The following is a 14,942-nucleotide window of genomic DNA, read 5'->3' on the forward strand; positions in this document are numbered from 1 at the left end:
CGGAACGCAGCGCAGCGGAGTGAAGCGCCCTTGAGGCGGGGCGTGGAGGCACGACACTGGCCGGGAAGCGGGCGGTCCCAGACTGGACTCGGCCTCGGCACAGCCGTCGGTTCCTCTCAGCCAACCCAGCTTGCACACGCTCCATTACAGACAGCGAACACCTGCAAAGTAGGATATTCAAGGAACATCCTTGGCCAAAGCTGCCGGAAAATAAGGGACTTATCGCCCCTGTTCGGCATCTGCCTCCCCTATGTCCAATCTTTGCAGTACGGTCACACTCCCCGTTGGATGTAAGGGGCTGCTACTTCGTAACGCAGTCTCTGACCTGTGCATTTGAGGAAGCATGCCCTACGAGCCCGGCGCCGACTGGCAGTACAACGTCCCCACGACCGGCAGCACGCACTTGCCTCCAGATGCGGGCTACGGCAGGGCTCTGACCAACCAGGGTTATGGCTTCGAGGTCGCCGTAGCTGACCTCATCGACAACTCCATCGATGCCGACGCAGACACGATCGTCGTGCACTTCCTGCGTGATGCCGACCGGATTCTCACGTTGTTGATCATCGACAACGGCAAGGGCATGGACGAGGCAGGGCTGGATGCCGCGATGACGGTGGGGCGCCGCCGTGACTACGGCGAGGGCGCCCTGGGCATGTACGGCACAGGCCTGAAGGCCGCTTCACTCTCCCATGCTTCGTCGCTCACCGTGGTCAGCCGCACTAGGAGAAGCCGAGCTGCGGGACGGCGCCTTACCGCGGAGGGCATCGAGGACAGCTTCCGCTGCGACACCGTCGACCCGCTGTACGCGCAGGATCTCGTTGACCGTTATGACGGGGTCATCGAGTGGCAGGGAACCGTCGTCCGCTGGGATGGCGTGCGGGCCTTCGAGACCGTCGCGCGCGGCCAGAGCGACCAGTTCCTGTCAAAGGCGATTGCTCGCCTCGAGACCCACCTTGGGCTCTACCTGCACCGGTATCTGCAGCGCGGCCTGAAGCTAGACATAGCCGTGTGGGACGTAGGCAGCGGAGAGCGTGGACTCGGCGAGGAAGTGGACCACATCGCCGTAGAAGCCCTGGACCCGTTCGGTTACAAGGTGCCGGGCAAGCCGGGTTACCCCCGCAAGTTCCAGGCCCCAGTGGAAGGCCTTGGGGAGCTTTGTCTCACCGCCCACATCTGGCCTGCCAAGTCCAAGCAGGCGGGCTTCCGCCAGATCGGGTCACTCACGGAAAGACAAGGCTTCTACTTTTACCGGAACGACCGGCTCGTGCAGGCGGGTGGATGGAACGGCTGGCGAAACCCAGAGGGGCATCACGTTCTCGCCAGAGTCGCCGTCGACCTTCCGTCTCACGAGAACAACGTTCTGAGCCTCGATGTGAAGAAGGAGAGCGTCACCGTCACTCCAGCCTTCACGGACGGCCTCGACAAGGCCGTGGACGCCAAGGGACACATGTTCCGGAGTTACCTGCTGGACGCTGAGACTGCCTACAGGGACGGTTCCAGGCGAAACGAGATCGTCCGCAAGCCTGTCACTCCCCCAGGCAAGGGCCTGGATCCAAGAGTCAAGCGAGTGATCAAGGAAGAACTGCCCGAGAAACCGGGCGAGGAGCCGATCACCTTCACGTGGGGTGTGCTTCCGCCGAACCAGTTTTTCGACCTTGACCGCGAGCGCAATGCGGTCATCCTCAACAACGCCTACCGGGAAGACTTCAACGACGGCAGGCGTGGCGGTGCGAACGACGCCCCGGTCGCGAAGACCTTGCTGTACCTGCTTCTTGAGGACTGTTTCGGGCTGGGGCGCTGGGAGCGTAGCCGCCAAGACCGTCTGGACTACTGGAACACCATCCTCCTGGCTTCCGTAGATGCCCAGCGCATGCGGCGGGCGCAGCAGCTCTCCTGACACAAGCGCGCAGTCATTCCTGTCTCACTTTGATGCGGACTGAGGACTTCTTCACATGAGTGACACCCCAGCCAAGGTGCTCCTTGAAATTCACACCCATGCGCTGGCCGGCATGATGAACGCCCCCCGGCACTTCGCGCGTTGGGCTGCCGTCGCAGCCGACGAGGACTATCCCGACGCCGACCTGAGTGAGGAACTTTTCCACACCTACCTCGTCAACGGCGACGAGGCACTCAGAGCCCTATGGAGCCGTCACCTCACCGCCTGGGACTTCGCCGAAGAACCTCAGTGGGCGCTTGCAACACCTGCCCGCACTGATGAACGGCGAACAGCCGTGTATGACCGGCTGCGGTTTGGCAATGATTTGCGGAAGGCGCTGGATGACTCCGTACCCGTCGCGAAAATCCCTGGCCCCACAGTAATCACGCGTGAATTCACCCCGTGGTACACCGCCGATCGAGCTGCCGCCCGTTCTTTCTATTGGACGTCGTACGAGCAGAAGCTTCGCGCCAAGGGGTGGTCCGACGCTGCGATAGCGAGCCTCGATGAAGCAAGTCGGGCAGTCGTGGAACGCCTCACCGATCCCGAACAACCGGCAGCCCGACAGGCGAAGGGCCTGGTCGTCGGATACGTACAGTCAGGCAAGACAGCGAACTTCACTGGCGTCGCAGCCAAGGCGATCGACGCCGGCTACCGCCTCGTCATCGTGCTGGGCGGCACGCTCAACCTGCTGCGCGCTCAGACCCAGCGCCGCCTCGACATGGAACTCATCGGGCAGGAGAACATCCTGCGAGGGGCGGATATCACGGACCTGGACTCCCTCGTAGGCGTGGACTACGTTGGCGACGACGAGGACTGGGACGACTTCGTCCAGCACGGCGCACGCCCGTCTGTGCTTGGCGCGTTTGACATCGAGCGTCTGACGACTCGCGACAACGACTACAAGAGCCTGGCGCAAGGTATCCGAGCCCTTGAGTTCGAAAAGCGCGAACCGACCCGCCCGCTACATGATCCAGCGAACCTCCACCACGCAGCGGCCCGCATCCTTGTGGTGAAGAAAAACAAGTCTGTCCTCACCAAGCTCGTCAAAGACCTCAAGCAGATTCACGGACTGCTCGGTGAACTGCCCGCCCTGATCATTGATGACGAGTCCGACCAGGCGTCCGTCAACACCCTGGATCCTAAGAAGTGGGAGCAGGGCAGCACTGAGCGGACTGCCATCAATGGGCTGCTCTCGCAGCTCCTGAACCTGTTGCCGCGCGCGCAGTACGTTGGCTACACGGCCACCCCCTTCGCCAACGTCTTCATCGACCCTGGTGACGACGAGGACATCTTCCCCAGCGATTTCCTGATCTCGCTTCCTCGTCCTTCCGGGTACATGGGCGCTCAGGACTTCCACGACTTGGACTCGGCGATACCCCGAGATGAACGCACGTACGTCAACTCCCAGGAGAAGGCACACATCCGGGACATCTATGAGTCGACGGGGGACCGTCTTCAAGAGGCCATGGACGCCTTCGTCCTGTCTGGTGCTCTAAAGCTGTACCGGGCTGACCACGGTGTGGATGGCGGCCCGTTCCGGCACCACACGATGCTCGCCCATCAGTCGGTGCGGAAAGACGATCACGCGGATCTCGCGTTGCGTATCAATTCCATGTGGCATCAGGCGGGTTACAGCTCGGCCGCCGGCCACGAACGCCTTGCCGCGCTCTGGGCTTCGGACTTCGCTCAAGTCAGTGAGGCACGTGCGTCGGACCTCCCTGCTCCTCCCTCCTATGAGGGACTGCGTCCCTACGTGAATGCCGCACGTCAGCGCATCGGCTCAGGGGGGCAGCCAGTCATCGTCGTAAATGGGGACTCCGACCGCTACTTCGATCAGCTGAACCTCGACTTCGACCGGACACCGCACGTCTGGAAGATCTTGGTGGGCGGAACGAAGCTCTCTCGCGGGTTCACCGTAGAAGGCCTGACCATCACCTACTACCGGCGCACCACCCAGCAAGCCGACACCTTGATGCAGATGGGACGCTGGTTCGGCTTCCGACCCGGTTACCGGGACCTGGTCCGGCTCTACATCGGACGAGAGGAGCCCTTCGGCCGCAATAGGTATGCCGATCTGTACGAGGCTTACGAAGCGATCTGCCGTGACGAAGAGACGTTCCGGGAGCAACTGGCGCAATACGCCGCAGTGGTCGATGGGCAGCCGCAGATAACACCGATGCAAGTGCCTCCCCTTGTGGCCCAGCACCTGCCTTGGATCAGGCCTTCGGCCCGCAACAAGATGTTCAACGCGGAGCTGGTGGAGATTCGATCACCTGGCCGTCCCATTGAGCCCGCGGCGTACCCGGAGAACAACGCGGCACTCAAGCGGAACACAGAGCGCTGGCGTCCCCTGCTGGACTCACTCAACGCAGCCCCGGCTATGTTCACCAATCCGCCGGACAATTCCAGCTCGCTCATGCGAACCTTCGAGGCGCTGACCGGAACCGTCTCGCACAGTGACCTCGTCAGCGTGCTGTCTCAGCTCGAATGGGAACGTCCAGGGCACTTCGACCCACACCTGACGTACCTCAGCCAGCTCGACGGAAAGCTCGGGAAGGTGGATGACTGGCTCCTCATCTCCCCTCGCCTAGCAGCGAACACTCGCGTAGAGGCCCGCGTGCTCGGATCTCTGCCACTGTCCCTCGCCCGCCGAAGCCGACAAACCGGCAAGACCTCCTTCGGCCGCATCGCCAGTGTCGAACACCGCACTGCGGGCCAGCGCCTGATCGATACAGCGCGCTCATTGGCTGAGGGGCGCCCCGGTGAGAGCACCGGCATCGGTTCTACGACGGGAGTGGCACTCCTGTACCCCGTTGTGGAGGGGGACAGCCACAGCGACGTGCAGGCGGTCGTGCGGAACGGCTCTGCCGATCCGTCGAAGATCGTGATGGCGTTCACCTTGATCCCGCCTACCTCCGCCATGAGCGCCGACCGGCGCTTGGTGCGCTTCCGCGCCAAGAACTCGAGGTACGCCTATGACGCAACAATTCCAACGAGTTCGTTCTGAGTTCCGCCTCCTCAACGTCAGGGCCGCCCCGCGAGGGGCGGTCACTCGAGGACAAAGCCGTTCCGGCCGGTCGTGCAGATCGGACGGTCCGCAGGCGCATAGCGGGCGGGGGCGAAGGGAAACGTAGAGCGGTCTTCGGACGGGGGCGGGATGTCGACGACCTACGGGACAACCCTTAGACGATGATCCAACAGGCCGGCCATACTCCAAGACATGGACGCCAGCGCAAACGATGGGCCGATAGCCCCAAACGGAACCCCTTGGTGGGAACTCACAGTCCAGCCAGGCACCCGGAACAGGCCGTTTGGCCAAGAGCGACGGCTAGCGGCCTGGCTCTGGTTCAACAAGGAAATAGGCGACATATTCACGATGAACGAGCTCCGCGACGCGCTGGGTTCGGACATCGTCGGCAAGTCCGAGCACCTCAATCGCCGTCTCCGCACCCTGCGCTCAGTGGGATGGATCATCCCGTCGTATAAGGATGACGGCTCGCTGGGCACAGACGAGTATCGGCTCCAGACCAAGGGGGCCCGGTACTGGCTCGACGAGGATCGCCTAGCCCACAAACGATTTGCGCCATCAGCCCGCGTACGGCGCGACGTCATAGACCGCGACGGCGGACGCTGCGTTGTCTGCGGCGCGGGGGCCGGGGAGTCCTACCCAGGTGAGCCCGACAGCAAGGCCCGGCTCACCATCGGGCATCGAGTGCCGCAGGAACGTTTGAGGACACGTGGAGCGGCCGACGACACCGACAACTGGCGTACCGAGTGCGCACGGTGCAACGAGCCCGTCCGAGACGGGGCTCCCGATCCCTGGCAGTACGACGAGGTACTAGCACAGGTCCGGCGCCTTAGCCGAGGAAACAAGCAAACGCTACTTAGTTGGCTGCAGCGCGCGGAACGTACTCGTTCAGAGCTTGACCGTGTCTACGATCTAGCTCGGGTCCTCACGCACCAGGAGCAGGAGGATCTCATTACCTACTTGCAGACCAGCTCCGGCATCTGAGTTAGGAGTCCTCCTCACGTGACAGCGGCGCTCACGACAGCCAGGAAAAACTTTCACGATGACCTCACCGGGAAGTACACCCTTTCCCTGTCCCCTGACGGCGTGGCCTCAAATGCCGACAGTAGTCAGAAAACCAGCGTCAGCATCGGGTTAAGCATTGCAAAGGATCTCTCGGCAGGGACCATCCCCAAGAAGCTCACCGGGCAGCGAGTCGGAAAGCAGTTCGAAGAGGCCGTCGAGGGGTTCCTGTCAGATACCTTTCCCCTATTCCAGTCTCTCCGCCCGGGTGATTGGAGCATCGAGAATGTCGGCGGCTCCCGAGCCGAGTACCAGATTTCTAGGTACGAGCCCTACACTCACCTAGCCGACCTCGCGAACGCAATTGAAAACGACCGGAATCTCGCCTCGGTACTGGGAAATTCCTACGAGATCAGCCCGGATATTTTGATACTCCGACACCCGGAACCAGACGAGAACATCAATCGCGATTCAGATCTGGTTGACTCGAAATCTGGCCGCTACGGCATCATTAGGCTCACCAATCAGGATCGCCCCATTGTTCACGCCATAGTCTCGTGCAAGTGGACGCTTCGCAGCGACCGCGCCCAGAATGCACGCTCAGAGGCCCTCAATGTTATCCGAAACCGGAAGGGGCGCACTCCCCACATCGCGGTCGTCACCGGAGAGCCCTCGCCCTCCCGCCTGGCATCACTAGCGCTTGGCACTGGTGATATCGACACCGTGTATCACTTCGCCCTGCCGGAGCTGATCAAAGCGGTCCACGAAACAGATAACGACGAGGCAGTCAGTATGCTCAACACCCTCGTTACCGGTAAACGTCTTCGCGACATCAGTGACCTGCCGCTAGATCTGGCGATCTAGCAGCAGGCCTACCAGCGGGCATGACGTGGCTAGCTGATTCGGGATCGCAATTCAGCAAAGCGTGCGTGCCGGTCGTGGTCTTCCTGGCCTGTGAACCCCTTGAAGCCCGCGAGCCGGTACGCACGACCTCCGAGCTGATCATCTTCGTCGATCACGAAGTCCCGCGCGAGCAGGGCCATCCGGCGCTCGAAGGCCAGAGAGTCCATCTTCTCACCAGCAAGCCGCACCAGCTCTTTCTCCGTCAGAGCAGTTGACGCATTCTTCAAGGCCAGGTAGAGCGCGTCATGCATAACTTCGTTCTCAACTTCGGCCAGTTGCTTTGGCTCGCCCTTGCGGTTCAACGCATTGGCGATGGCAGTGCCAATCGCACGGGCAACGGGTGGTGGGAATGCGTTGCCGATTTGGCGATACCTGGTCGTCTTGCGACCAGTGAACTCCCACTCATAGTCGCGCTCCTTGCCCCAGCCTTGGATGCGAGCCACCATCTCTGTGGTGAGCTTCGGCAGGAAGTTCACTGGAGTCGATCCGTCCGGCGGCGCGTCGGCAACCCCCATTGCATCTACGCCGAGGTTACGCCAAGCTGCTTTCGCGCGAGTTGGACCAAGGTCCGCGCCACCATGCTTCTTGGAGCCGCCAACAATAGTGGGGGCAATGTCGTTCGCTTTCTGCGCCCAAGCTTCGGCCCCCAGCCAGCCTTTAGCAGCCATCATGTCCTGCAGTGCCGTTCCAACGGTCTGCGTGGTGGGCTTTTCTTCAGGCCAGTTGAACCATTGGGCATCTTCATGGCGCATGGCAACTAGGACGAAACGCGGTCGCAACTGTGGGACGCCGTAGTTATTTGCATGCAAGAGTTTCCAGTCGGACCAGTAGCCGAGGTCCCTCAGGCGATCTTTCACATGCTGGCGGTAGGCAGAGAAGCGAGGCATCGAGAGGCCGCGAACGTTCTCAAGAAGGAGCGCCCGGGGCTTCATCTTGCCGGCCAGTTCAACGGCCCACGCGAAGAGGTCACGCTCGTCGGTCGCGCCGAGCTGCTTACCGGCGATCGAGAACGGAGGGCATGGCACTCCACCTGCGAGAAGATCGATATCGATGTATTTGCCTGGTTTCCAGAGGTCCTCGTCGGCGACGTCACCGTGCACCACCCTCCAGTCGCGATTCGCGCGAAGGGTGTTGACGGCGTTCTCGTCGAGCTCGACGGCGACGGCGTGATCGAAACCTGCCAGCTCAAGGCCGAGCGACTGGCCCCCAGCGCCCGCGCAGATCTCCACGGCGGACAGATCAGCCACGCTCATACCTCCATGTCTGTCTTGCACAGGTCTACTATCCTGACCCATCAAACACTGTGGGTCTGACACTAGGGCTTACGGTGGATGCGATGACCCCTAGCTCTGATCCCGCAACGCCGACACCGCCGACGCCTGGCCGCTCACGCAACATGGCTGCGATCAAGCGGCGGGATACTAAGCCCGAGCGGACCATCCGGTCGCTGCTCCACGCCGCGGGGAAGCGGTACCGCGTTGACTACCGTCTGCAGCTGGAGGGCGCGCGCCCACGTCCCGACATTGCTTTTACTCGTGCGCGAGTAGCTGTGTTCGTCGACGGCTGCTTCTGGCACTGCTGCCCCGAGCATGGCCGGCAGCCTGGTGTGAATGGTGGCTATTGGGGGCCGAAGCTGGAGCGCAATGTGGCCCGGGACAGGGCCGCTGACGAAGCCCTTGCCGCGGCAGGCTGGTCTGTCGTCCGCGTGTGGGAGCACGAGGACCCAGATAGGGCCGCAGCGCGGATCATCGCCGTTCTCGACGCCGCGGCCCCCGGCAGTCAGGGTCCACGCGCTGGCTGAAGGTAGGCTCCACTGCCGTTGGAGTGGACTCTTGCCGGTGCCCTATAAGGCCTCCGCCCTGTCAGGCGGCTCCTGATACAGCTTCATAGCGCATCTGAGCGCGGTCGAGAATGTCGTCCGGATCGTGGCCGCCGACAGTGGTCCAGTGGAGCAGATCAGCGATCAGCTCGACCGCGGACTCAACGAGACTTACCTCTCGCCATCGTCCGTTCTGGCCAAGCGTGCACTCGACCTTCTCGTAGTTCTCGAGCACCTCCACAGCACGCTCGACCCTTCGGCACCTGCGCGCGTCGGTTAGCGGGATCTCGCACCAGACCGCCTTACCCGCCGCACTCAGCACTGTGCCCCAGTCCACCGCCATGGCAGCGAGCAGACGCAGGCCTCGACCGGACTCATCACCGCATCCTGCGGTCTTGACAACGGGCGCAACCGGGCTCTGGTCGTGGACCTCAAGGCGCAGCCTCCCGCCCCTCCTCTCAAGGATCAGGGCTGCCGACACTCCTTCACCAACATGCTTCACGACATTGGTGGCCAGCTCCGTCACGAGAAGTTCGGTTTCGTCAGCAGCCATGACCATGCCCCAGCACTCGAGTTGCCGAACGGCTGCTCTTCTCAGCAAGCGCACCTCCGCCGGCGCTGCTTCAAAGGGCAGAACACAGCGGGCTTGGGGCTCCGTGGCTTCGTAGCCGGGCATGACCATTCCTCCCTCCCTGGCCACGCGGCACTTCAATCCCGCCGTATCCGTACGGCTGCGCTGCGTAGCGACTGAGGAGAGCATGGCATAGAGAAATCTCATTGTGTAACTTCTCACGGGAATCTATCGGGTGAATCTGGTGGTGAGCCGGGTTCACCGCTACCTAGCCTGATGGGCGTCCTCCGGGCTGTAGCCCGGTACATGGCGAAGGAGCTACATGCCCGATCGGAGCACGACACGACGCCGCCAGCTGGGCGCCACCATGCGCAAGTTGCGCTCCCGAACGGGAATGACGCTTGAGCAGGCCGGGCACCTGGTCGGCGTATCGAAAGCGACCGTCAGCAGGTACGAGACCACGGCCGGACCGGTCAAGTGGATCGTCGTCGATGCGCTGTGCCGTGAATACGGAGCAACTGATGCCGAGCGACGAGCAGTGGTCAACCTCGCCAAGAACGCCAAGGAGCAGGGCTGGTGGAGCTCCTTCGCCGATTCCATCCCGGAGAGCATGAACCTGCTGCTCACCTTGGAGGACGAGGCAGTTCGTGAGAACCACTTCTGCTGCGTCTACGTCCCTGGGCTCCTACAGACCCGCGACTACAGCACAGCACTCCAGAAGGCCAACGAGGTGCCCTTGGAGTCTGCGGAAGTCGAGCGGCTCGTCGACATCCGCATGAAGCGGCAGGACATCCTGAGCCGTCCGAAGCCGTTGCGCCTGTGGGCGATCCTTGATGAATCGGTGACCCGCCGCGTCGTCGGGTCACCGACGGTGATGAGGGAGCAACTTGACCGGCTCCTCGAAGCTAACGAGTCGCCTCACATCACCCTTCAGGTGCTGCCGTTCTCCAAGGGGGCTCACGCGGCTGCCCTGGGCAGCTTCGTCATCATCGGTGGCCCCGAACCAGCCCTCGACGTCGTCTATGTCGACTTCCACACAGGCTCCCTGTTCCTGGAGAAGGAGGAGGAACTGGAGCGATACAGACTTGCGTTCGAGTACCTTCGCGCACAAGCGTTGGACATGGAGGCCTCCTCCGCCTTGATCCATCGCGCCCGCAAGGAGCTCTAAATGCCGGCTCGCCCGCAATCCGCTTCTGAGCCCGGGTGGTTCAAGTCGTCGTACAGCGGCGGCAACACCACCGAGTGCTTGGAGTGTGCCAACCTCGCCAACGGCGTGCTCATACGCGACTCCAAGAACCCGTGGGGGCCAGCCCTAGCCATTGGGAGCAGGGCATGGCGTTCTTTCGTGAGTGCCGTGAGTCGATGACAGACTCGTGCGCTCACCGATGTGAAATAGGGCGTCGTGCACGCTACTGGCGTCCGACTACCGGCAGACGCAGGTCTGGCTACGCTGAACGTCATCAGCCAGGCCGGTAGCTAGTGCATCGCGGACCGTAAGCCACCGTCCTTGAGCGCGATGGCACCGGCCAGCTAACGACGTTCCCTGGCGGCAGTTCGGCTGGGCGAAGCGATGCGGAAGTCGCTGGCGTAGAAGGCCAGGTCTCTGCCCGTCCCGTTGGCCAGGAGGTACTCAAGGCCGCCCGGTTCTCACGAGGTTGGCGGTTCCGGGGCGAGCGTCAAGAGCGCCCTTCGGGCGTCGGCTTCGCCGATTGCGCTTCGCTTCACTCTTGACACTCGCCCCTCCACCGCGGGGATTTGGCCGACCGGGCGGCCCAGAGGTGGGGCGGCGGGGACGGCGAGGCAGGAGCTCGGGAGCGTCGCCGAGTGCGGGTACTCGGTGGCGTTCAAGGGTGGCAACGAAGCTGCTCGCGGCTGCCACCACGCCATCGCCGGCCTCCCGGCGACGGCGTGGTGTCAGCGGGCGAACTTTTCGATGGCCTCTGGGGTGACGGGCGTGAAGAAGTTGATGAGGTTGCCGTCGGGGTCGCGGAACAGCAGCGACCGGTTGCCCCAGGGCATCGTGGTGGGCCCGTTGACGAAGTCGGTGACGAAGCCGGTCAGGTTCTGGTGAACGCGGTCCACGTCGTCGACGAGGAACTCGGTGATCACGCTGTGATTGTCCGCCGGGCGGGCGGAGCCCGGGGCGAACAGCGGGACGGTGCGGGTGCCGGCGATCGCGAGGGTCGCGCCCGCCGTCCTGAGTTCGGCGAAGTCCTCGGTGGCCCGTATCGCCTGCATCCCTGTGGCTCGCTCGTAGAAGTCGACGAGGCGTGCGACATCGCTGGTGATGATGCGGATCGAGACGAAGTCCATGGGGATCTCCTTGGCTGTGCTGGAGGCTTACGCGTCGCAGGCTAGGAGAAATAGGGGACAGAATCGGTCCTGTATTAGCGTTAGGCTGCGAATATGCCACGACCTACCGGCCGCGTGCTGACACTCCTGGAGCTGCTGCAGTCGGGCGGCACCCGGACGGTGGCCGAGCTGGCCGACCGTCTCGGCGTCGAAGGGCGCACTGTGCGGCGCTATGTGGACCAGCTGATCGACCTGGACGTGCCCGTGGAGTCGGTGCGCGGCCGCTACGGCGGGTACCGGCTGGCTCCCGGGTATCGCTTGCCTCCGCTCATGCTGAGCGATGACGAGGCGCTGGCCGTGCTGCTCGGCCTGGTCGCCGGCCGCCGGGCAGGGCTGACGACGACGGAGCTCACAGCGAACGAGACGGCGTCGGCGAAGATCCGGCGGGTGCTGCCCAAGCACATCGCCCGCCGGCTCGACTCCCTCCTGGAGACACTCGCCTTCACGGATGAGCCCGGCGAGTTGGATCGCCCGGACGCCGGGGTCCTGCTCACCGTCGCCGACGCGGTGCGCCACCGTCGGCCGGTCTCGATCCGCTACACCGACCGCGACGGACGGCCCAGCCAACGCACACTGCACGCGTACGGGATCGTCGCCCATGCGGGCCGGTGGTACGTCACGGGCAAGGACGCCCAGATCGGCGAGGACCGAACCTTCCGGCTCGATCGCATCGCGGACGCGAGGGCCTTGCCCGGATCGTTCGAAGCGCCCGTGGGTCCCGATCCGGCGCAGCGCGTGTTGTCGGGATTCGCCACGGCCGAGTACCGGCATGAGGTGACCTTGCGGATCCACGGGACAGTCGAGCAGATCCGCGCGCACCTTCCCGCCAGCGTCGCGAGACTGGAGGAACACGAGCCCGCGGACGGTCAGGACCCGGCGGCCGAGCGCTGGCTGCGCGTCGAACTGCGGGCGGAGCGGCTCGACTGGCTGCCTCGGACACTCGCCTCACTCGACCGGCCGTTTGTCATCGAGCGCCCCGCTGAACTCCGCGACCTCGTCATCACGCTCGCCGATCGCCTCACGTCCTACGCCCGCCGAGCCTGACAGTGAGGAACCCATGTCACTGCAGAGGGACGCTCGCGGCGTATCCAGTGCACGCTTCGCACCTGCTCATCGGGGGATCGGGGTGGCGCCCGTCGCCGCGGCGGACAGCTCCCAGAGCCGTGCGGCCGAGTCGGGGTCGATGGCGTAGGCGCGGACGCCTCCGTCGTCCATGGGCTCGTCGGGGGCTGAGACGCGTGCGATGTCGCAGTCCTCCAGATAGAGGCCGCCGCGGTCGTCCAGGAGGGGGGACGTGGCAGCCCACAAGCCCGTGGCGGCGCCCTGCGAAGGCGTCTTGAAGTCGGTGCCGATCACGGTGCCTTGTTCGTCCACCCAGCCGCGGTCGATCTGCTCCTGGAGCGTCATCTCGCGTTGGAGGCCGGTGATGATCTTGCCTGGGTGGAGGGTGAAGGCACGGACTCCGTGAGGGCGGCCGAGGGTGTCCAGGTGTACCGCGAACAGGGCGTTGGCGGTCTTGGACTGGCCGTACGCAAGCCACTTGTCGTAGCCCGTACGGAAGTGCGGGTCGTGCCGGCGGATGTCGGTCAGGGTGTGTCCGGCGGAGCTGTTGACGACGACGCGGGCGCCGTCGGCGGCGGCCAGGAGCGGGTAGAGCTCGCAGGCGAGGAGGAAGTGCCCCAAGTGGTTGGTGGCGAGCTGGCCTTCCCAGCCGGGGCCGACGCGTCGTTCAGGGGTGGCCATGACGCCGGCGACGGCCATGAGGAGATCGAGCTTGTCGACGGAGTCGCGGATTCGTGCGGTGGCGGTGCGCACGCTGTCGAGGTCTGCCAGGTCCATGGGGAGGACTTCGCAGCCGGGCACTTCCGCGAGCGCGGCGCGGGCGGTAGCGGGCCGGCGTGCCGGGACGATGACCCGGGCCCCGGCGGTGGCCAGGGCGCGGGTGGTCTCCAGGCCGAGTCCGGAGTAGCCCCCTGTGACGAGGGCGGTCTTGCCGGAGAGGTCGAGGCCGGCCGTGACGTCCTCGGCGGTGCTGACGGCGGAGAAGGGTGAGCCGAGCGGCTGCTGTTGGGTGCTGGTCATGGCGGTGACGCTATGAAGTAGAGCGAGGTCTAGATCAAGTCCTGGGCAGTGGGTTCTAGGCTGTACGGCATGGCGACTACCGAGCCCCGTGCACAAGCACTGAGCATCGGCGAGGTGGCCCGGAGGACCGGGCTCAGCGTGCATGCTCTGCGTTTCTACGAGCGTGAGGGCCTGCTGGTCGGCCCCGTCCAGCGCACGACGGGCGGCCGACGGCGATACACCGAGGTCGATGTCGACTGGCTGCTGATCTGCGTCAAGCTGCGCGAGTCCGGGATGCCGCTCGCGGAGCTCAAGCGGTTCGCCGAGCTGGTTCGGCACGGACCGGGGAACGAGGCCGAGCGGCTCCAGCTCCTCGACGCCCATCAACAGCGCGTCGAGGCGCAGATCCGGGCGCTGGAGGAGTGTCGCTCCGTCATCGCCTGGAAGACGAGCGTGTACGCCGAGCACCTCGCCCGTGGGGAGGCCGGTGGGCTCTGGGACCCGACGGCCTAGAGGTTGTGCGGCACGTCAACGTTCCGCAGGATCCGTGCGAAGGCGGGGCCTGTCGAGCTAGTTCGCGGCCTCGGGGAGGTTTCCGTTGCCGCCCAGGTTGGCGACCATGCGGCGGAGCGGTGACTCGGCCACCTGCGTGACGGCCACCGCCCGGTCGTCTCGCCGGGGGTGGCCGTCGTGCGGGGGTCAGGAGCCTACGCTGCCGGTGTCAGGTCCGCTCGGCCGAACAGGAGAGGCGTAGCCGGCGGGGGAATTTGGGCGAAGGATGCGGGTCACCAGGGCGTCGCCGACCAGGGGCGGGAGCACGCTGAGGACCGAGCTGACGTCCCAGCGGGCCGTGGCGGGGGTGGCCCCGGCGGTGCGGGACGCGACCTCGTCGACGAACTGCGCGGCGGTGAGCGGGTGTGCGGCCGGGATCTGGGAGGCGATCAGCAGGGCGGCCTCCTCGGGGAGGGCGCGGGCGAGGTCGACCCGTTCGTCGCCGATGACATGGGCGCCGAGGGCCGACAGCACGGTGCGGGTGGTCTGTTCCGCCTTCTGCCGGGTGGCGTACTGGCCGGACCTCTGGACCGCCGCGACCAGTCGGGTCCAGTCGTGGTCGTCGTCGCGGTTGTGGTCGGTCGGGGCGTGGTGCCTCGTCGTCACACTGGGCACTGTCGTCGTGCTCATGTGCGGGGTTTTCCTCCGGGTGCCGTGTCGGGGCGCGCCGCCGGCGGGTCCGGCGCCGGTGGCGCGCCATCGTTCTCGTGGGTGT

13 protein-coding genes and 1 pseudogene are annotated in these 14,942 nt (G+C 64.6%); 9 read left to right on the forward strand and 5 right to left on the reverse strand.

The genetic code is table 11. The annotated features are described in order from the left end of the window. The first annotated feature begins 343 nt into the window (after positions 1-343). The 4 genes from SSQG_RS14450 to SSQG_RS14465 all read left to right on the forward strand — a co-directional run bounded on the left by SSQG_RS14450 (position 344) and on the right by SSQG_RS14465 (position 6,833). Complete coding sequence (locus SSQG_RS14450; RefSeq protein WP_003990511.1) at positions 344-1,897, forward strand: ATP-binding protein; 1,554 nt, start codon at positions 344-346, stop codon at positions 1,895-1,897. A 55-nt stretch (positions 1,898-1,952) separates the two neighbouring features. Continuing rightward, a complete protein-coding gene (locus tag SSQG_RS14455) occupies positions 1,953-4,946 on the forward strand; it encodes a Z1 domain-containing protein (protein ID WP_039932714.1) in 2,994 nt (997 codons plus the stop codon). A gap of 213 nt (positions 4,947-5,159) precedes the next feature. Next, positions 5,160-5,951 carry an HNH endonuclease gene (locus SSQG_RS14460; protein ID WP_039932716.1) on the forward strand — a complete coding sequence of 264 codons (792 nt, stop codon included), beginning with the start codon at positions 5,160-5,162 and terminating at the stop codon, positions 5,949-5,951. An 18-nt stretch (positions 5,952-5,969) separates the two neighbouring features. Next, complete coding sequence (locus SSQG_RS14465; RefSeq protein WP_003990514.1) at positions 5,970-6,833, forward strand: NgoMIV family type II restriction endonuclease; 864 nt, start codon at positions 5,970-5,972, stop codon at positions 6,831-6,833. 29 nt (positions 6,834-6,862) lie between these two features. Here the strand turns inward: SSQG_RS14465 and SSQG_RS14470 are convergent, their stop codons facing one another. Next, entirely contained in the window at positions 6,863-8,125 is a 1,263-nt protein-coding gene (locus tag SSQG_RS14470) for a DNA (cytosine-5-)-methyltransferase (protein ID WP_039932719.1), read from the reverse strand. Positions 8,126-8,208: 83 nt separating this feature from the next. Here SSQG_RS14470 and SSQG_RS39130 point away from each other — a divergent pair, with 83 nt between their 5' ends. After that, a complete protein-coding gene (locus tag SSQG_RS39130) occupies positions 8,209-8,673 on the forward strand; it encodes a very short patch repair endonuclease (protein ID WP_003990516.1) in 465 nt (154 codons plus the stop codon). Positions 8,674-8,734: 61 nt separating this feature from the next. Here SSQG_RS39130 and SSQG_RS14475 read toward each other — a convergent pair whose 3' ends face one another. Then, on the reverse strand, positions 8,735-9,367 hold the full coding sequence (locus SSQG_RS14475) for an ATP-binding protein (protein WP_039935062.1): 633 nt from the start codon (positions 9,365-9,367) through the stop codon (positions 8,735-8,737). Between the two features lie 217 nt (positions 9,368-9,584). Between SSQG_RS14475 and SSQG_RS14480 the strand changes: the two genes are divergently transcribed. Together SSQG_RS14480 and SSQG_RS39135 are read left to right on the forward strand one after the other, a co-directional pair. Next, positions 9,585-10,430: a helix-turn-helix domain-containing protein gene (locus SSQG_RS14480; RefSeq protein ID WP_003990518.1), complete on the forward strand. Its 846-nt coding sequence runs from the start codon at positions 9,585-9,587 to the stop codon at positions 10,428-10,430. Continuing rightward, positions 10,431-10,628 carry a DUF397 domain-containing protein gene (locus tag SSQG_RS39135; RefSeq protein ID WP_003990519.1) on the forward strand — a complete coding sequence of 66 codons (198 nt, stop codon included), beginning with the start codon at positions 10,431-10,433 and terminating at the stop codon, positions 10,626-10,628. Positions 10,629-11,176: 548 nt separating this feature from the next. Here SSQG_RS39135 and SSQG_RS14485 read toward each other — a convergent pair. Next, positions 11,177-11,575, reverse strand: a complete 399-nt coding sequence (locus SSQG_RS14485) for a VOC family protein (protein ID WP_003990520.1) — start codon at positions 11,573-11,575, stop codon at positions 11,177-11,179. 93 nt (positions 11,576-11,668) lie between these two features. Here SSQG_RS14485 and SSQG_RS14490 point away from each other — a divergent pair, with 93 nt between their 5' ends. After that, positions 11,669-12,658, forward strand: a complete 990-nt coding sequence (locus tag SSQG_RS14490; RefSeq protein ID WP_003990521.1) for a helix-turn-helix transcriptional regulator — start codon at positions 11,669-11,671, stop codon at positions 12,656-12,658. Positions 12,659-12,724: 66 nt separating this feature from the next. Here the strand turns inward: SSQG_RS14490 and SSQG_RS14495 are convergent, their stop codons facing one another. Next, positions 12,725-13,696: an SDR family NAD(P)-dependent oxidoreductase gene (locus SSQG_RS14495; protein ID WP_003990522.1), complete on the reverse strand. Its 972-nt coding sequence runs from the start codon at positions 13,694-13,696 to the stop codon at positions 12,725-12,727. A 69-nt stretch (positions 13,697-13,765) separates the two neighbouring features. Between SSQG_RS14495 and SSQG_RS14500 the strand changes: the two genes are divergently transcribed. After that, on the forward strand, positions 13,766-14,188 hold the full coding sequence (locus SSQG_RS14500; protein WP_039932723.1) for a MerR family transcriptional regulator: 423 nt from the start codon (positions 13,766-13,768) through the stop codon (positions 14,186-14,188). A gap of 194 nt (positions 14,189-14,382) precedes the next feature. Here SSQG_RS14500 and SSQG_RS14505 read toward each other — a convergent pair. Beyond that, positions 14,383-14,857 (reverse strand): annotated as a pseudogene (locus SSQG_RS14505) (DUF2267 domain-containing protein). Positions 14,858-14,942 lie beyond the last annotated feature (85 nt).

It is taken from the genome of Streptomyces viridochromogenes DSM 40736 (assembly GCF_000158955.1).
GTDB classification, from domain to species: domain Bacteria; phylum Actinomycetota; class Actinomycetes; order Streptomycetales; family Streptomycetaceae; genus Streptomyces; species Streptomyces venetus.